This is a genomic window from Caballeronia grimmiae (assembly GCF_022879615.1).
Classification (GTDB): Bacteria; Pseudomonadota; Gammaproteobacteria; order Burkholderiales; family Burkholderiaceae; genus Caballeronia; species Caballeronia grimmiae.
In genome coordinates this window covers 211375-229406 of record NZ_CP084273.1, presented here as the reverse complement: position 1 = coordinate 229406, position 18032 = coordinate 211375, and the positions used below count along the sequence as shown (strand labels likewise).

Below are 18032 nucleotides of genomic sequence, written 5' to 3'. Positions count from 1 at the left end.
GGACCACTCGCGTGCACCACTGTACGGCATCGCACGTTGCGCCGGTTGCTTTGCGATGCAAGATGCGCAAGCACAGGACAGCCAATAGATTGCTTGCCATGCGCGTTTCGGGGCACTGTTCGAGGCGCAGACATCGTAACCCATGCATCGCCGCAGAGACATTCATGATTGCACCAGCCTACCGTATCGACATCATCAAAACGACAGAGGAATTCCATGCGCTCGCCGATGAATGGCAGGCGTTATGGCGTCGTGCCGGCGGACGGCATCACGAATCGTTCGTGACGTGCTGGCTAAGCTGGGAGCGCGTGGCGAAGCCGATCGGACGTTCGCTGCGCATCGTCGCGGTTCTTCGCGATGAGCAACTCATTGCGGTGTGGCCGCTCGTTCGTTCGCGCAATCGGCTGTGGACCGTGCTTCGGCCGTTGAGCCCCGAATCGGCGGACTATACGACCGTGCTGATCGACCCAGAACATGTATCAGTTGAACTGATTGAATCGATCTGGCGTGCGGCACTCGAGCGGTGTCCGTCCGATATCTTCCTGCTTCCTTATCTCGATCACGACGACATGCTGTTCCGCCTCGCCACCAGCCATCAAGGACTGGTGACGTCGAAGGCGCATCCCTATGCGATCGCGCGCTTGTCGCGTGAGAAGGACTGGGAGAGTTTCGCGGCGTCGCTCGGCACGTTGTCGGGAAAGAAGCCGGGCGCATTGCTCAGGCGTCTGGAACGGCAGGGCAAGGTCGAGATGCGGATACTCGGCCCCGACGACGAAGAAGAGAACGCACGCATGATCGACTGGATGCTCACGTGCAAGCGCAGCTGGGCCGAGCGCGTGGACAAGAAGGGCGCTTGGCTCTACTCGCAGGCGTTCCGCGATTATCTCGTGGCGCTGGCGAACCATCCCGCCGATAGCGATGGCAGGCCGTACGCCCGCGTCATGGTGCTGATGCTCGACGGCGTACCGGTCGCGGCGAACATGGTCGGCCTAGGCAGAAGCATCATGCTCGGCGTGATGGCGGGATTCGACCGCGACCACAGCAAACTCGCGCCGGGAGCGATCACGATCGAAGCGTGGGTGCGCTGGGCAGTGGAAAACGGCATGGACTTCGATCTCGGCGTCGGGTCCGAGACATTCAAACCTTACTGGAGCAAGGGGAATATGTCGGCGGCGTCCAGCATTCAGATTGCGCAGTCCTCGTGGGGACGCGTGGCATTCGCCGTCAACGACGGCATTAGCAAGCTCGCGGCGCTTCGCGCTGAAATGCGACGCGGCAAAGCGAAAGTCGCGTCGGAAAAACTCTAAAGAGCGATTTTCGGGGAATAGAGCAATCAAAACAGATTTGAGCCAATAAAATCATAAGAATATAAACGGCAAGATATTCACTTTTCGTCATACTAGAAACCCGTGGTTCGGTAGCAACGACGGGTTTTTTTATCTCCAACCGCGATTCATTTTAATCGTCGGATCAATAGGGCAGCGTTTTCCTCAATCCCACGTGTGGCGGGGGATTGCGCGAACGTACGTACCCGCCATTTCGACCTGTCCCCACTCGATCGTTACATCGCGTTACGAAACATTCCGAATTGTCATACCACGTTCTGTATCATACGGACCCGGTATCGGTATTAGATACTTTGCGCGTAAGCGTTATGAAGTAAGTTTGACCGGCATTCGTGGCCTTGCATGCTTTGGGCGACTTTTTCGCCCCGGTTGAACGGCTTTGCAATTCGTCCGAGTTCGGTCTCGACGGACATTCCTTTCCTCAGTCGCCTATTAATAACGTCAAGCACAATGCCATTTTCCAAAGATAATCTCGTTTCTTCCGATCAAATTCACAACCCGCTTTTCACCCGCCGCAAATTGCTGAACGCGGTTGCCGCCTGCACCGGTGTGATGGTCCTCGCCGCTTGCGGCGGCGGCAGCGCCGATGATCTGGCGGCCACCGACAAGCGGTGGCGTCGCAACCCGGCCGCGGCGACCACGGCGGCGGCATCGAGCACCAACGTTGCATCGTCGACGCAAGCAGCGGCCAGCACCGCGACGTCCGGTACGGTCGTCGACGCAAGCTCGTTCGGCGTAAAGGCCGACGGCGTTACCAATGACCGCGTCGCGCTGCAGAAGGCCATCGACGGTTCGGTCGGCAAGATCCTGCTGATTTCGGGCAAGGTCCGCATCGACTCGGCAGGCGTCGATCTGCGCACGAACTCGCATATCCGCTTCGCCACCGGCGCGTCGATCAAGCTGCTCGCGCACAGCACGCCCAGCTATCAGATCATGCGTATGTGGGACGTGAACAACGTGCAGGTCGAGAACGCCTATCTCGACGGCAGCAAGGAACTCAATTCCGCGACCAACGATCCGAACGAGGGCGGTCAGGGCATGGGCCTTTCCATCGCCGGCGCGACGAACGTCACGATCACGTCGCCGACCACGATCAACTGCTGGGGCGATGGCGTGTACATCGGCAATTCGTATCGCACGCGCACGACGCCGAGCAACGGCGTGACGATCACGAAGCACGTCTCGGACGGCAACCGCCGCCAGGGCGCGACGATCACGAGCGGCAGCAACATCACGTTCGATACGCCGACGTGGTCGAACACGAAGGGCACGATGCCTTCGGCCGGCCTCGACATCGAGCCGAACGACAACAACGCGGTGCTGCAAAACATCAAGGTCATCAGCCCGACGACCAACAACACGCGCTACGGCATCCTCGTGTATCTCGGCGCGTTGCCGGGCCCGGTCGCGAAGAACGTGTCGATCGACATCACCAATCACCGCGACAACGCCGCTTATCACGTGGCGTATGCGGTGGGCGGCCTGCAACTGAACGGCCGTACGGTGACGGGTCATATCACCAGCGACAAGCCGGTCTACATGCACTCGGCGCTCGGCTTCAGCAAGACGGACTGGGACAACGCCGGTCCTTCGGTCGAAGTGACCAACATGACGTACACGCGCTAATCGAAGGGTTTAGCCGTCGATGGGAGGCCGGCGCGTCAGGCCGGCCTCTCTTTCACGCAACTGTCTTTTTCTGACAATCACCTGCACCCACCCTCAACTTTCGGCGGAAAATGCCGAAAACTAATGGCATGGATGCTGCTCTAAGTAATCCCGGCTGCGGGATTACCCAGCGTCGATCCGTCTGGAGAGGGAATGGACTTCGCCACTACTGTCGGCACGATAGTGTTCTTTGCTGTCGTCGCGCTCGCCTTGCTGGCGGCGGCCGACGTGCTGCTGCCTTCGCGCCGGCGGCATCGGCGCGCCAAGGGCAGCGACGAAGGCGGCGGCGAGCGATCGCCCGGTCTGCGGGGCGGCCTGCGCGGCCGCATGCACGAGCCGGACGAACTCGAGCCCAAGGAAGCGGGGCATTCATCGCGCTCCAGTCATCAGAAATGACTCTGCCTGTGCAAATTCTGCGTTCTTGACAGCACGCCGCGCCGCAATCGGTGGCGCATGCGCAATCCTCAGTCTGTCAGTCGACGCCCGACGCATTCCCACATCCACCGTTCAGGCGTTGAGCCGTTCAGCGCGCGATTCGCGCAACGCGTTCGTCGTACGGATATAGGTTTCCTCATAGCGGCGCCAGCTCGTTTCGATCGAAAATACGCGCTCGATCCGCTCGCGAGCCGCCAAACCCAGCCTCGAGCGTTCTTCCGCAGGCATCGTCAGCATGTCGATGAGTGCGCGCCCCAACGCGTCCGCGTTTTCAGGGGGCGTCACCAGACCCGTATCGCCGACGAGCCATGCCGTATCGCCCACATCGGTGGCCACGCAAGGCACGCGGCAGGCCATTGCTTCGCCGACGACAGTCGGCAGTCCTTCACTGCGCGACGACAGGCAGAACACGTCGAGTCCGGCGAGCATCGTCTCGGGATGACGCAACGCGCCGAGCAGACGCCCCGCATGCGCGACGCCTGCTTCTTCGAGCAACGACACGAGTTCGCGATTGTCGCGATCGAGCCCGCGTCCCGCCATCACGAAGCGGCAGTGCGGCAACACGTCGAGCACGCGACGCATCGCGGCGATGAAGTTCGGATAATCCTTCACGGCGTGATATCGCCCGACGATGCCGACCACCGGCGCATCCGCGTCGAAGCCGAGATCGCGGCGCAACGCATCGCGCGCTTGCGGCATCGGCCTGAAGACATCCAGCTCGAAGCCATTGGGAATCACCGTCATTTTTGCGGCGCAATAGCCGCCCTGAACGTGCGATCGCATCGCCGCTTCACCGCAGCATACGATCGAATCCGGCACGCGCGAGGACAGCACGGCGCACGCCTTCGTGACCCAGCGCGTCATGCGGCTGCTGCCAGTCGAACGCAGGTCCGTATGATGGATGCCCCATACGAGCGCCGGACGCGGCGCGCGTGATCCGCGCAGGCGTCGCCAGGCGTTGGCGGCATGCAGGGCGAGACCGCCCATCAGATCGCCGTGATAAAGCCAGCTTTGCACGACATCGGGATTGAGTTCATCGAGCCAGCGCACGAGCGTCGCGAACTTAGCAGGCCCGGGCGCCCCGGGCCGCATGCCGAGGATACGCACTTCGGCGCCGGCTTCGCGGATGCGCGCAGCGAGCGTGTCTTCCGGCGACAGCGATATGACCGCGTGCCGTACCCCGCTGTCACGCGAAGTGCGTATGAGCCGATACAGCAGCATCTCGGCGCCATCTGCCGGCAGCGCGGTGATGACGTGAACGATCTTCACGGCGCAATGCCGACGGACGAAGGCGCGGCCTGACGCACCGGCGCAAGCGTCTGATAGACGCCGAGCGTCTTGTCGATGACGATGGCTTCGTCGAACTCGCGCAGCGCCTTGTCGCGTGCGGCGAGGCCGAGCTTGCGGGCGAGCGCGCGGTCGTCGTCGATGAGACGCATCGCATTGGCGAGCGCGACGGCATCGCGCACCGGCACGATCAACCCATCCTCGCCGTTCACGCTGACGACTTCGCGACAGCCCGGCGCATCGGTCGTGATGAGCGGCAGTGCGCACGCAGCGGCTTCGATCAGCGATTTCGGCAAGCCTTCGCGATAGCTCGGCAGCACCATGACGTCGGTGTCGGCGAGCAGCGCGGGCATGTCTCTGACGTGGCCGCGCCATTCGACGAGCCCTTCGGCCACCCAGCCCTCTATCGTCGCGCGATCGATGGACGCCGGATTGCCCGCATCCGGCATCCCCGCGAGAATGAAGCGGATCGTGCGGCCTTCGCGCTTCAATATGCGCGCTGCATCGATGAATTCGGCAATGCCCTTGTCCCACAACATGCGCGCGGCAAGCAGCGCACGCAGCGGCTCGCGGGCGTGCGGCGCGTCGCCGGAACGCGCCTGAAAGCGCGCGCAATTCACGCCTGAGCCCTTGATGAGATGCACGGCGGTGTCGTCGACGAGGCGCGCCTTCCTGAACATCTGCACGTCGTCCGGATTCTGAAGGATGAGCGCGCAACCCTCGCCGTCGAGCGCGAGCCGCAACACGCGGCGCACGACCGGACGCAACAGCCGCGCCTTGATATCGCGGCTCGTGAACACATAGCCGAGTCCCGCAACCGAGTTCACGCGCGCCGGCACCCCCGCGAGCTTTGCACCGAGCGAGCCATACACGGCGCTCTTGATGGTGAAGCCATGCACCAGCGTGGCGTGTTCCTCGCGAAACAGCCGCGCGAGCCACAGCACGAGATTGAGTTCGCGCAGCGGATTGAGGCTGCGGCGGATCATAGGCACGGCATGCCAGCGAAAGCCCAGTTCGCGCAGACGCGGGCCGTATTCGCCGGGCGGCGATATCAGCACGACTTCGTGGCCCATGTCACGCAAGCGATACGCGAGCGACAGGCGAAAGTTGTAGAGATACCAGTCGGTGTTGGCAAAGAGAATGACTTTGTTCATGGCCCGGATCTCCGTTCAAAGCACTTGCCGCTGATGGTTCTGCATGCCGATCGCCGCAGGCTGTTGTGCGTTTCCTGTGCATGCGCCGACGCGTGCGAAGAGGTCGTCCCATATGCGGAGAATCGCGTTGACCGCGTATCGCTCGCGAATCGATTGCGCGCCCTTGCGTGCAAGGTCCGCTCGCAGGGCTTCATCGCCGAGCAGGCGAGCCAGAGCGTCCGCGAGCGCATCGCGGTCGTGCGGCGGCACGAGCAGCGCATCTTCGCCATCGCGCGTGATATCGCGCGGGCCGCTCGGACAATCGACAGCGACCGCCGGCACGCCGAGCGCCATGCTTTCGGCAAGCGCAAGCCCGAAGCCCTCGAAGCGCGACGACATCGCGAACGCCTGTGCGCGCCGCATTTCCAGCCACGGTTCGTTCGTTACGCCGGGCATGAACACGCGCTCTTTGAGGCCCAGCTGATCGATTTTTGCCTGCAACGCAGCGCGTTCGGCGCCTTCGCCCCAGATGGTCAGATCCCACTGCGGGAAGCGTTGCGCGATCGACGCGAACGCATCGATCAGTAATCCGTAGTTCTTCTGACGATGCAGCCGCCCGAACGATACGAGGCGCATGCGGCCATCGGCGCTCGCGGCGGGCGCGGGCTGCGCGAACAGCTCCGGCGGCAGCGGATTCGGCATGACGGTCATGTGCCGCACGCCCGGCACCATCGCGCGGAACGGCTCGACGACGTTCTCCGTCAGCACCGTCACGGCGTCCGCGTGCGGATACGCGATGCGCGTCGCGAAATTCCAGAACGCGGGGCGGCCATCGGCGGAAGGATCGTTGTGCTCGCAGAGGATGAGCGGCACGCGCTGGCCCATCGTCGCAAGCACGCTTGCCACGTTGACGTTATAAAGAAACGAGATGACGACATCCGCGCGGCTTTCGCGTATCAGCGTTCGCAAGGCAAACTGACGTTCGATATATCCGGCCACGCCGCCACGGCTTTTTCGCACGCGCTCAGCAAGATGAATGAAGCGGACCTTTTCCGACAGTGCATAAAAGCACGGGCGCTTGCGGCTATAAGTAGCGATCAGCGTGACGGTGTCGCCGCGCTCGCTCCATGCGTTCACGAGCGTGGCCGCGACGCGCTCCGCGCCGCCGCTTCCCATCGAGCTGACCAGCAGCGTGATGTTCATCGAACAGCGCCTCCCGTGAGATTGGCTGGCGGCACGCGCCGCGTGATCATCATCGTGACGAAGAACACGGTCGCATGCATGAAGCCGGTGGCGACCAGCACGCCCGGCATGCCGATCCACCGCGTCAGCAGCGCATTCGCGACGACCTTCACCGCGAAGCCGAGCGCGGTCACGATGGCCATGTCCTTATAGCGGCCTTCGACCGACAGCAGGTTCATCATCACGAGTGACGCGAAGTAGAACGGCAACTGCACCAGCGCGTAGCGCATCAGGTCGGCGACGAGCACCGTGTTCTGCGCCGTGAACGCGCCGCGCTGGAACAGCACTTCGACGACCCACGGCGCGAGCGGATACGCGATGACCGCGGCGCCCGCGCCCGCGCCGAGCGCGAGCAGCGACCACTGGAACGCGGTATGACGTGCGCGATTGACGTCGTCTTTGCCGAGAATGTCGGACAGAACCGGCAGCGTGCCTTGCGCGATCGCGAGCGCGCCCATGCTCAGCAGCAGGCCGAAGACACGATTCGCATAACCGAGCGTGGCGACGGCGCCATCGCCCAGATGCGCGACGAAATACTGGTCGATGGCCGGCGAGCAGCACACGACGAGCTGTCCCAGCATGTAGACGCGCACCGCGTGATAGATCGGCCGCCAGCGGCGCGACCTGAACGTCAGGCTCAGGCGGCTGTACCTGCCCTCGACCTTGCCGGCGAGCGGCCACAGCACGAGCACGAGCGCCATATAACCGAGCAGCGTGCCGTACATGAGCGGCGTCATCGCGTTGTTGCCGGTGACGAAGAGCACGAGCAGCAGCGTCATCACGGCGGGCAGGCCGTCGAGCAGCGTCGCGATATGGCGTTCGCGCGATTGAAGCCGCGTCGAATACGCGGTGACGACCATGATGAGCACGCCGATGGGCGCCATCACGATCATCATGTGATGCGCCATCTCGCGCGTCTGCGCGGATAGATTGCCCGCCATGAAGTTGATGACATACGGCCAGACGATATAGATGATCGCGGTGAACACGACTCCGACGACTATCGCCCACGTGAGCAGTTCGCCGAGAAAGCGCGTCTCTTCATCGGCGGATTCACGGCGCAGATCGACGAACACCGGCACGAGCACGATCGCGAAGACGGCCGAGCAAGCGGCGGGCAACCACGAGACGAGCGTCAACGTGATCTGATAGGCGTCGACCACGTTGCTGATGCCGTAACGATACGCAATGACCATCTCCTTCGCCGCGCCCGCGCAACGTCCGAGCAAAACGAAGATGGCCACCCGCGCCATGCCCCGCGCCGCGCGCAGGTGGTCCGGGTGAAGCTGCAAGAGGCGGTTCTTCAGTGCAGCAAATTGTGAGATCAACGCATCTGCCTCATGTCCCGCTGCGTGCGGCCGAAGGCGCGTGTGCGCCGATTGGCCCGCGATCAGCTTGTTCTGAAAGGAAGCGGATGTACCACGGCATGGCGCGTTCGATGCCTTCCGCGAAAGCCACTTTGCGCCCGTAACCGAGCAGGCGCTCGGCTTTGGAGACATCGGCTTGCGAATGACGCACGTCTCCCGCGCGGAATGGCCCGTACTCGGCTTCCCGGCGGCTTTCGATGCCATGTTTGGCAAGTGCCCGCTTGAGTTCCTGATACAACTGCCTGAGCGTCGTGCGATCCCCGACCGCGACGTTGTACACCTGTCCCCGCGCCGCTTTATCCGCCGTGGCCGCGAGGATGTTGACCTGCACCACGTTGTCAATGAAACAGAAGTCGCGGCTCGTTTCGCCATCGCCGTTGATGGTGATGCCTTCGTCCTCGATGAGCGCGGCGGTCCATTTCGGTATTACTGCCGCATACGCGCCTTCAGGATCTTGCCGCTTACCGAAGACGTTGAAATAGCGCAAGCCGGTCGCATGGAAGTCATAAGTCCGCGCGAAGACGGATGCGTACAGTTCGTTCGCATACTTCGTCACCGCATACGGCGATAGCGGCTGCCCGATGCGGTCCTCCACCTTCGGCAGGCCCGGATGGTCGCCATAGGTGGAACTCGAAGCGGCATACGTGAAGCTCCCGACTTGCGCATCGCGTGCGGCGCACAGCATGTTGAGGAAGCCGCTCAGGTTGACGTCGTGCGTCGCGATGGGGTCGCGCACCGAACGCGGCACCGAGCCGAGCGCTGCTTCGTGCAGCACGTGATCGACGCCTTGCATCGCGCGCCTGCAGTCGTCCATGTTGCGGATGTCGCCTTCGATGAAACGAAAGCGCCGCCACTGGCGTTCATCGACGTCGCCGCGCACTTCATCGAGATTGCGTCGATGCCCGGTCGCGAAGTTGTCGAGCCCGACGACATGCTGGTCGAGCGAGAGCAACGCCTCCAGCAAATTCGAGCCGATGAAGCCGGCCACGCCGGTGATCAGCCAGGTTTGCGGACGCGTGCGCAACGCTTCGCACACGGATTCGTATCGGTCGGGCATCGGGGTCTCCGAACGTGTACTCGCCTGAACGCGGGTCACAGGCGCAGATCGCTTGCATCGGCGGGAAGCACGTATTTGAGGTCGTAGACCACGTGCTGATCCTTGCCGAACGCATGCAGCGCCGCTGCGCCCATCTCCGCGAACTCGCGATGCGAAACCGCGAGCACGATCGCGTCGTACACGCCTTTGACCGGCTCTTCGATCGGCTGGATGCCGTACTCGTGGAACGCATCCTCGCGTGAGATCCAGGGATCGTAGACATCGACGTTAGTGCCGTATTGCTTCAATTCGGTGACGATGTCGACCACGCGCGAGTTGCGCATGTCGGGGCAGTTCTCCTTGAACGCCAGGCCCATCACCAGCACGCGCGCACCGGGAATGTAGATACGCGCCTTCGTCATCGCCTTGACGAGTTGCGAGACCGCGTAGGTGCCCATGCTGTCGTTGAGGCGCCGTCCCGCGAGGATGATCTCGGGGTTGTAGCCGATGGACTGCGCCATGTGCGTCAGATAGTACGGATCGACGCCGATGCAATGCCCGCCGACGAGACCCGGCCTGAAGTTGAGGAAGTTCCACTTCGTGCCGGCTGCGAGCAGCACGGCTTCCGTGTCGATGTTCATCTTGTTGAAGATGATCGACAACTCGTTGACGAGCGCGATGTTCACGTCGCGCTGCGTATTCTCGATAGCCTTGGCCGCTTCCGCCACGCGAATGCTGCTGGCCTTGTGCGTGCCCGCCGTGATGATCTGACGATAAAGCGCATCCACCGCTTCGGCCACTTCGGGTGTCGAACCGGACGTGACCTTCTTGATGTCCGGCAGGCGATGCAGCTTGTCGCCCGGATTAATGCGCTCGGGGCTGTAGCCCGCGAAGAAGTCCACGTTGAAGCGCAGCCCCGACACGCGTTCGAGCACCGGCACGCATTCTTCTTCGGTCACGCCGGGATACACGGTCGATTCGTAGATGACGACGTCGCCGGGCTTCAGCGCCGATCCGATGGTTTCGCTCGCGCGCAACAGCATGCCGAGGTCCGGGCGCTTGTGTCGATCGATCGGCGTCGGCACGGTCGCGATGAACACGGTGCAGTCCTTGAGCGCGGCAGGATCATCGTTGAAGGAGAGTGTCTCGGCGGCGCGGAGCTCGTCGTCGGCGACTTCCAGCGTCGCGTCGTGTCCTTCGCGCAGCGCGTCGATGCGATGCCGGTTCACATCGAACCCGACTACCTGATGATGCTTGCTGAACTCGACGGCGAGCGGCAGGCCCACATAGCCCAGGCCGATCACAGCGATTTTCTGGTCAGTAAGCGAACGCATGAAGTCTCTCCAGTCTCGTAGCAACGCGTAGATAGGATGCTGCGGGTGTCCTGCTTCGCGCGGGGTGCGCTTATTCGGGCGCGGATTCGTAGTTGTGCGCGACGTAGGCGCTGCTGCCATAACGTCCTGCAAGCGCCTTGTCCGCCGTATGCAGCGAGACGCCGTTGAGCAGCACGCCGGTCACGCGTGCGCCGGTCTGGTTGAGCCGCTTCATCGACTCCTTGATCTCGCCGACGCGCGTCCGTCCATACAGGCCCACGAGGAAGATCGATGCGGCGGCGGGAGCGATCGCGCCCGCATCGGAAACGGCCAGCACGGCCGGTGCATCGACGAGCACGATGTCATACAGCGACGACGCTTCCTGAATGGTCTCGCGATACTTCGCGCTCAACAGCAGCTCGGCCGGACTCGCGGGATACGGGCCGCCTTGCAGCACATCGAGATTGGGCAACACCTCGCGATGAATGCTGCCTTCGAGCGTATGCGTGCCGAGCAGGATGTTCGCGAGCCCCGGCCCCTGCTGAATGCCGAATTGCCGATGCAGATAGCCCTTGCGCAAGTCCGCATCGACCAGAAGCACGCGCGTGCCGCCCGATGCGAGGACCGTAGCGAGGTTCGCGGACAGAAACGACTTGCCGACGCCCGGCAGCGGGCCCGCGATCATCACCACGTTGTTGCGCGCGCCGACGAGCGTGAACTGCAACGCCGAACGCAGGATGCGCAACGCTTCCACGGTCGGGTCTTTCGGAAACTGCGACGCGAGCACGGCCTGACGCGGCGCCGTGCCGTTGGCGACGCTCGACAGCGCCGGCTGACGCGCGCTTTGCGGGATCGTCGCGAACACGCTCAGGCCGGTCTCGATCTCGATCTCCTGAGTATCGGTGACGCCCCGGAAGATGCGATCGAGCAGCATCGCAAGGCCGACGGCGAAGAACATGCCCAGCGCGAGGCCGATTGCGATGGCCAGCCACTTGATCGGCTTGACCGGCAGTTCGGGCACATCGGCGGTGTCGATCAGTTGCACCGATGCCGCCTTGCCCGCCTTGATCAGCATCATCTCTTCGATGTTGTTGCGCAGCGCCGTATAAAGGTCCGTGCTCACGCGGACGTTGCGCAAGAGACGCAGCGCGCCTTGCTCTTCCATCGGCATCGAACGGGTACGGTCGTTCAGCTTCGCGAGGAACTGCTCCGTTGCGGCGATCTGCTTGTCGATGGAGGTGATTCGCGGGTGCGCGGTCGAAAACGTGGTGGTGAGGTCGTCGCGCGTATGGCGCAAGGAGAGCAATTGCGCGTTGGCGTCGGCGGTTTGCTTCAGCAACAGGCGATTGGTTTCGTCGGTATCGAGCATCGCGTTCTTGTCGCGATACGAGTTGTACGCGTTTTCCGCGTCTTCCATCTGACGCTTCAGCACGGGCAACTGCTTCTGCAAGTACGTCAGCGAGTTCTCCGCGATCACCGCCTTGCGATCGCCGTTGAGCCTCACGTACTGGCGTCCGATTTCGTTGATCGTCGCGGCCACCTGCACCGGGTCAGCGCTTTCGAGCGTCACTTTCAGCACGCTCGACTTGTTGCCCTGTTCGCTGATCTTCACCTGACTCTGAATCGCGTCGATGGTCAGTTGCCGCGAATAATGCACGACGTCGAAGCCTACGCCCGGATTGCCCTTCATCGCGGTGACGAGAAGCCTCACGGGACCTTGCGGCGTCTGCACCAGCAACACTTCGCCGACGGTGCCGACGACCGGCGTGCCGAGCGCGGGATTGCTCAGTTCGTACTGGCCGTCCGCGCGTGCCGTGACGGTGAACTTCGCACCTTCCAGCTGGCGCGGCACGTCGAAGTCAGGAACGCTGATCGATTCATCGCCCCAGGCGTAGTTGCCGAAGCCGAACAAGCCCGGTTCCGACAGCTTGCCGTCGTGATGCGCGAGACGGTTGCCGATCACCGGGAAACGTCGCGGATACGCGCTGATATAGAGCTTGAGCGCATCGACGGCGCGGGAGACGACGAGCTTCGAACCGAGGACCTGCATCTCGCCTTCAGCCGACGAGCGGTCGTCGAGCGTCGGAAGCATGTTGCTCAGCGGGTCGCCGGGGCGCGAATTCGAGACGTCCTTGTTGTCCTCGACCTTGATGAGAATCGCGGACTGATAGATCGGCGGACTCAGATACGCATAGGCGGCGGCGAGCAGCACGGTGAACAGGACCACCAGCGCGATCAATACGCGATGGTTGATCATTGTATCGATCAGCGAAGCAAAGGGGATCTCATCGCCGTTATCTGAAACGGCTTCATCAGACGTTTTGACTTTGGAAATCATATTGAGCAGGTCCCGGCGCGTATGGTTGGCTCAAACGGATTTGGGTGGACCGAATTCGGCGCTTTCCCTTTCGCGTTCATAAGGAAAGCAAATAATCCAGGCCCCGATGCGTGAGAGAGAATTGCGCGTGGTGGAACCGTAGCAGCCTGCATTTTGCGGGTATGCGCGGAAGCCCACATTGCAGCCCGCGGCCGGGTTTTGGCGGGCGAATAAAGCTTGCGAAGCGATTAATGTGGGTATGCCTAATCTATTTTCCGTGACAGAAGCAAGCGCATTCAGTATCGGTATTTATCCGTATCGGACATTTCATCTAAACAATCAGGTTTTCGTTGTCCAGATGAATACGTCCTGCCGGGTTTCCGCGCCGTAGCCTATCTCTTCTTCCGCATATTCAACCGATGAAGCGAAGCGCCGTTCGAGCAACGGCGATGAATCGAACACATGTGCGCAAATGGGATTGAAATAAACCACCGAGAACGCTTCGATGGAACCGCTCTGATATGCAGCCGAAAGATTCGCGAGAAGCCGCGCCATCAGTTGCGCGCCGAAAGGATTGAACATGAACACGACGAGCTTGCCCGGCGGAAATTCAAGTTTCAGCGCGTCGGCGGCATAGGCGTGCATCGGCACGCGTTCGGGGAAGCGTCGCGCGACGATCGCCGCATTGCGATTGGCAATATCGACCAGATGCGCGGCCAGGTCGTAACCAATGACCGCGCGAAACGGAAACTCGGTCGCGACGATCATCGGCCGGCCTTTGCCGCAACCAATGTCGATGAAGGTTTGATCGCGCAGGTCGCCGAGTTGAGCGAGCGCGCAGCGAATGAGGCTCGGTTGCGAGCCCATATAGGGAAAACTCGTCGCATCGACGCTGTCGCCGTAAATCGCTTCGGGAGGTTCGATGCCGCCGGTATTCGTGCCGAGCATTCTGTCGATGGGATGCGTGCGATAGCAGCCGGAATAGACCACCTTGAGGATCGGCACACGCTGCGCGTATTTGCGGATTGACGGGGCAAAAAGAAGCGTCTGCACCGGATCCGGCAGCGATGCGACAGCAGCGATCAAAGGCCATTTGATGCTGCGTTTCACGCGCGTCTTGAATCCGCCGATCGAAGTCGTGTTCATTGCCGATGCCCTCGGTGAGTGATCGCTCAGTGAGTGATTAATACGGACGAATGGAATCAACGACTAGCCGGCAGAGCGCGGGCTTCGCACGTTATAGCTTTCGGGTTCCTTCGTGAATGTGCCTTTGCGCACAGAGCGTTCAGGCACGCTGTTCGTGTGAGGAATAACGGCGTCGAATCGCAGTCCGTATCGAAGCCGAGCTTATCGACGCAACTCGCCCGGCCCCTTGCCCGTCCAGCGCTTGAGCGCCCGGCGAAAGTTCGCGGCGTCGCTGAAGCCGAGCAGCATGGCGACGTCATCGGTGCTCATCTTCGTGGTCTTCAGATATTCGAGCGCGAGCGAACGGCGCACGTCGTCGACGATCGCGAGGAACGACGTGCCTTCCGCTTCCAGACGCCGCCGCAAGGTCCGCGTCGTCATGTTGAGCATCTGAGCCACGGCTTCCATGCCGGCGAAGGTGCCGGGCGTGCTCATCAGGATTTGATAGACCTCGCCCGCGACGCCCGCTGATGTCTTCGCCTGCCCGATCAACCGGTCGCAGGTCTCCTGCAACAGCGTGGCCGTGAGCTTGTGCGCGAGCTGCGGCTTGCGATCGAGAATCGCGCTGTCATACACGAGCTCGCATTGCGGCTGATCGAAGAAGCACGGGCAGTCGAGATACTTCGCATACAGGTCGGCGTGTGCGGGCGCGGGATACGAAAAGCACGCCTTGACGGGCGGGCAGCGGCTTCCGGCGACATCCTGAAGATGCGTGACGTGCTGCGTGTACTGCTGCTCGATGATGAACTCGCGCAGTTCGCGTGAAGGGCTCGACACGAACGCATCGGGAAAGGTCCAGACCATCCTGTCCGGATGCTCGGTCCATTCGATCGCGACCGTGGGCGTCGCGAGACGGTGATACTTCACGCCCAGTTTGAAGTACTCGCGCAGCGAGAGGCACGACATCAGCGCGTATCCGTACATGCCGTAAGCCGACAGATGCAGCCGCATGCCGACCTTGAACGGCGTGGCGGGATCGCACGAAAGCGACACCGCGTTTCTGCATACCGTCGCATATTGCGCGACGGAGGTTAGCACGGCGGCATCGTAGATCTGGTCGGGACGCACGTCCGTGCCGCGCAGGCTGTCGGCGGGCGCGATGCCTTGCTCCGCCAGCACTTCAACCAGCGCGGCGATCTTGTATGGCGCGTAGATGCGCTCGTTGTACGGCGGGCGGCTCGTGGCCACGGCGTCCCTCTGTATGGTGCCTTGCGTTGCGTTTTGTTGTCCTCAGCGGACTCTCGCCTGTCCGAAAATGACCTTACGGGCGCAATGCTATCCCACTAATATCGCCCTCACAAGATGCCGCGCGCGATCGACGCGCGGCACGGACAGCAGATAGGAGGGACGCAAGATGAACAGCAGCGACCGCAAGGTCATCATTTCGTGCGCGGTCACAGGCGCCACGCACGTTCCGTCGATGTCGGAGCATTTGCCGCTCACGCCGTCCGATATCCGCACGCAGGCCATCGAAGCCGCCGAGGCCGGCGCGGCGATCATCCATCTTCATGCACGCGATCCGCAGGACGGACGCCCGACGCCGAGCCCGGACGTGTTCCGGCAGTTCGTGCCGCAAATCGCGGAAGCCACCGATGCGGTCATCAACATCACGACGGGCGGCAGCACGCGCATGACGCTTGCAGAACGCCTCGCGTATCCGCTGCTCGCCGCGCCGGAAATGTGCTCGCTCAACATGGGGTCGATGAACTTCTCGATTCACCCGCTCGCCTCGAAGATTTCATCGTGGCGTTACGACTGGGAGAAGGATTTCGTCGAAGGCATGGAAGACATGATCTTCCGCAATACGTTCAGGGACATCAGGCACATCATGCTCGAGCTTGGCGGCAAGGGCACGCGCTTCGAGTTCGAATGCTATGACCTCGGGCATCTGTACAACCTCGCGCATTTCGTCGATCAAGGGCTCGTGAAGCCGCCGTTCTTCATTCAGTCCGTGTTCGGGATACTCGGCGGCATGGGTCCGGACCCGGAGAACATGACCGTCATGCGCTCGACCGCCGACCGTCTGTTCGGGCGCGAGAACTATCACTTTTCCGTGCTCGGGGCGGGGCGTCATCAAATGGCGCTCGTCACGATGAGCGCGATCATGGGCGGCAATGTGCGCGTCGGTCTGGAGGACAGCGTGTATATCGCCAAGGGCGTGAAGGCAGAATCGAATGCGCAGCAAGTGCGCAAGATACGGCGGATTCTCGAAGAGCTGTCGTTCGAGATCGCGACGCCCGACGATGCGCGCCGAATGCTCGGCCTGAAAGGACCCGACAAGGTCACGCCATGACGTGACATCGGGCAACGCATCACGAATATCGATAAAAAAGACACATACGGAGACACCATGACATCCTTATCGATCGACGAAACTCACCGCATCGCCACACGCAAGGCGATGCTGCGCCTCATTCCCCTGATGTGCGCGATCTACTTCATGTCCTTCCTCGACCGCACGAACGTCGCGCTGGCGAAGACGCAGCTCGCCATCGACGTGGGCATCGACGCGGCGGCGTTCGGGCTCGGCTCGGGCATCTTCTTCATCGGCTATGCGTTGCTCGAAGTGCCGAGCAATCTGGCCGCGCATCGCGTGGGGCCGCGGCGATGGATCGCGCGGATCGCGGTCACGTGGGGCATTCTTTCCACCGCGATGATGTTCGTGCAGGGCACGTGGTCGTTCTATGTGCTGCGCGTGCTGCTCGGCATCGCGGAAGCCGGGCTCTTTCCCGCGCTGATGTACATGGTCACGCTGTGGTTCGCACCGAAGGACCGGCCGGTTGCCGTGGGCTGGATCTACACCGCGCCCGCGCTCGCGCTGATGCTCGGCAATCCGCTCGGCGGCGCGCTGATGCAGCTCGGCGGCATCGGCGGACTGCACGGCTGGCAGTGGATGTTCATGATCGAAGGCATTCCGAGCGTCATCGTCGGCATCGTGCTGTATTTCAAGCTGCCCGAGCGGCCGCGCAATGCACGCTGGCTCTCGAAAGACGAAGTCGATGCGCTCGAACAGCGCGCCGTCATCGACGCGCACGGGCATCCCGAACTCACGTCGGCCGACTGGATCGGCGCGCTGAAGCGCCCGACGACGGTGCTCATCGGCCTCATTTATTTTCTGAATCAGGTGGCGTTCGTCGGCTTGTACTTCTTCACGCCCGCCATGATCCAGCAGATGCAGATCAAGACACCGTTCATTGTGGGCCTGCTGTCGAGCAGCGTGGGTGTCGGCTTTCTGCTGGGCGTGCTCGTGCTGCCGCGCATTCATCGCCGCTATGGGAAGGATTGCACGTATCTCGGCGTGCTGACGGCGGGTCTCGTTGCCGGCGCGTGCGCGTTCGTCGCGACGTCGAGCCCGGTCGCGCGCATGGTGCTGCTCGCGGTGACGGCGTTCTTCGCGGGCGGTGTGCTGCCTTCGTACTGGGCGATCGCGATGAAGCGGCTGCAAGGCATTCAGGCTGCGGCGGGGCTGGCGTTCATCAACACGATCGGTCTGATCGGCGGATTCGTCGGACCGTATCTCTTCGGCATGACCGAGACGGCGACCGGCCGCAGCGATTCGGGCTTCATGGTGATCCTGATCGCATCGGTGCTCGGCCTGCTGCTGGTACCCTTGCTTGCACGCGCGATCAAGCGCGAAGCGGCCCCGAGGCCGGCTGTCGCCGCCGCCGCGGGCGCGCACTCGTGAACGTATGACCAACAACAAGGT

General features: G+C 62.3%; 14 protein-coding genes. 5 read left to right on the top strand and 9 right to left on the bottom strand.

The annotated features are described in order from the left end of the window. Nucleotides 1-164: 164 nt before the first annotated feature. The 3 genes from LDZ21_RS20315 to LDZ21_RS20305 all read left to right on the top strand — a co-directional run bounded on the left by LDZ21_RS20315 (nucleotide 165) and on the right by LDZ21_RS20305 (nucleotide 3407). Nucleotides 165-1307 carry a GNAT family N-acetyltransferase gene (locus tag LDZ21_RS20315; RefSeq protein ID WP_244796491.1) on the top strand — a complete coding sequence of 381 codons (1143 nt, stop codon included), beginning with the start codon at nucleotides 165-167 and terminating at the stop codon, nucleotides 1305-1307. 489 nt (nucleotides 1308-1796) lie between these two features. Further along, nucleotides 1797-2972 carry a right-handed parallel beta-helix repeat-containing protein gene (locus LDZ21_RS20310; RefSeq protein ID WP_244796490.1) on the top strand — a complete coding sequence of 392 codons (1176 nt, stop codon included), beginning with the start codon at nucleotides 1797-1799 and terminating at the stop codon, nucleotides 2970-2972. Nucleotides 2973-3164: 192 nt separating this feature from the next. Next, nucleotides 3165-3407, top strand: coding sequence for a hypothetical protein (locus LDZ21_RS20305; RefSeq protein WP_244796489.1), 243 nt, complete (start codon nucleotides 3165-3167; stop codon nucleotides 3405-3407). Nucleotides 3408-3518: 111 nt separating this feature from the next. Here LDZ21_RS20305 and LDZ21_RS20300 read toward each other — a convergent pair whose 3' ends face one another. The 9 genes from LDZ21_RS20300 to LDZ21_RS20260 form a co-directional block, all read right to left on the bottom strand. Beyond that, entirely contained in the window at nucleotides 3519-4715 is a 1197-nt protein-coding gene (locus tag LDZ21_RS20300; protein WP_244796488.1) for a glycosyltransferase, read from the bottom strand. Next, nucleotides 4712-5887: a glycosyltransferase family 4 protein gene (locus LDZ21_RS20295; protein ID WP_244796487.1), complete on the bottom strand. Its 1176-nt coding sequence runs from the start codon at nucleotides 5885-5887 to the stop codon at nucleotides 4712-4714. The genes LDZ21_RS20300 and LDZ21_RS20295 overlap by 4 nt, the downstream gene beginning before the upstream one ends. Nucleotides 5888-5902: 15 nt before the next feature. Next, nucleotides 5903-7069, bottom strand: a complete 1167-nt coding sequence (locus LDZ21_RS20290) for a glycosyltransferase family 4 protein (protein WP_244796486.1) — start codon at nucleotides 7067-7069, stop codon at nucleotides 5903-5905. Continuing rightward, the gene (gene murJ, locus LDZ21_RS20285) at nucleotides 7066-8436 is read right to left on the bottom strand and encodes a murein biosynthesis integral membrane protein MurJ (RefSeq protein WP_244796485.1); all 1371 of its coding nucleotides are present in this window, start codon (nucleotides 8434-8436) and stop codon (nucleotides 7066-7068) included. Before murJ ends, LDZ21_RS20290 begins: the two co-directional genes overlap by 4 nt. A gap of 10 nt (nucleotides 8437-8446) precedes the next feature. After that, the gene (locus LDZ21_RS20280; protein WP_244796484.1) at nucleotides 8447-9532 is read right to left on the bottom strand and encodes an SDR family oxidoreductase; all 1086 of its coding nucleotides are present in this window, start codon (nucleotides 9530-9532) and stop codon (nucleotides 8447-8449) included. A gap of 35 nt (nucleotides 9533-9567) precedes the next feature. After that, on the bottom strand, nucleotides 9568-10845 hold the full coding sequence (gene tviB, locus LDZ21_RS20275; RefSeq protein WP_244796483.1) for a Vi polysaccharide biosynthesis UDP-N-acetylglucosamine C-6 dehydrogenase TviB: 1278 nt from the start codon (nucleotides 10843-10845) through the stop codon (nucleotides 9568-9570). A gap of 70 nt (nucleotides 10846-10915) precedes the next feature. Continuing rightward, nucleotides 10916-13162: a succinoglycan biosynthesis protein ExoP gene (locus LDZ21_RS20270; protein ID WP_280519437.1), complete on the bottom strand. Its 2247-nt coding sequence runs from the start codon at nucleotides 13160-13162 to the stop codon at nucleotides 10916-10918. A 318-nt stretch (nucleotides 13163-13480) separates the two neighbouring features. Beyond that, the gene (locus LDZ21_RS20265; protein WP_244796481.1) at nucleotides 13481-14287 is read right to left on the bottom strand and encodes a class I SAM-dependent methyltransferase; all 807 of its coding nucleotides are present in this window, start codon (nucleotides 14285-14287) and stop codon (nucleotides 13481-13483) included. A 201-nt stretch (nucleotides 14288-14488) separates the two neighbouring features. Next, nucleotides 14489-15514, bottom strand: coding sequence for an AraC family transcriptional regulator (locus LDZ21_RS20260; protein WP_244796480.1), 1026 nt, complete (start codon nucleotides 15512-15514; stop codon nucleotides 14489-14491). 166 nt (nucleotides 15515-15680) lie between these two features. Between LDZ21_RS20260 and kce the strand changes: the two genes are divergently transcribed. Both kce and LDZ21_RS20250 read left to right on the top strand, forming a co-directional pair. Beyond that, nucleotides 15681-16619 (top strand): 3,5-dioxohexanoate:acetyl-CoA acetone transferase, encoded by a 939-nt coding sequence (gene kce, locus LDZ21_RS20255; protein WP_244796479.1) that lies wholly within the window; start codon nucleotides 15681-15683, stop codon nucleotides 16617-16619. A 57-nt stretch (nucleotides 16620-16676) separates the two neighbouring features. Next, nucleotides 16677-18011 (top strand): MFS transporter, encoded by a 1335-nt coding sequence (locus LDZ21_RS20250; protein WP_244796478.1) that lies wholly within the window; start codon nucleotides 16677-16679, stop codon nucleotides 18009-18011. Nucleotides 18012-18032 lie beyond the last annotated feature (21 nt).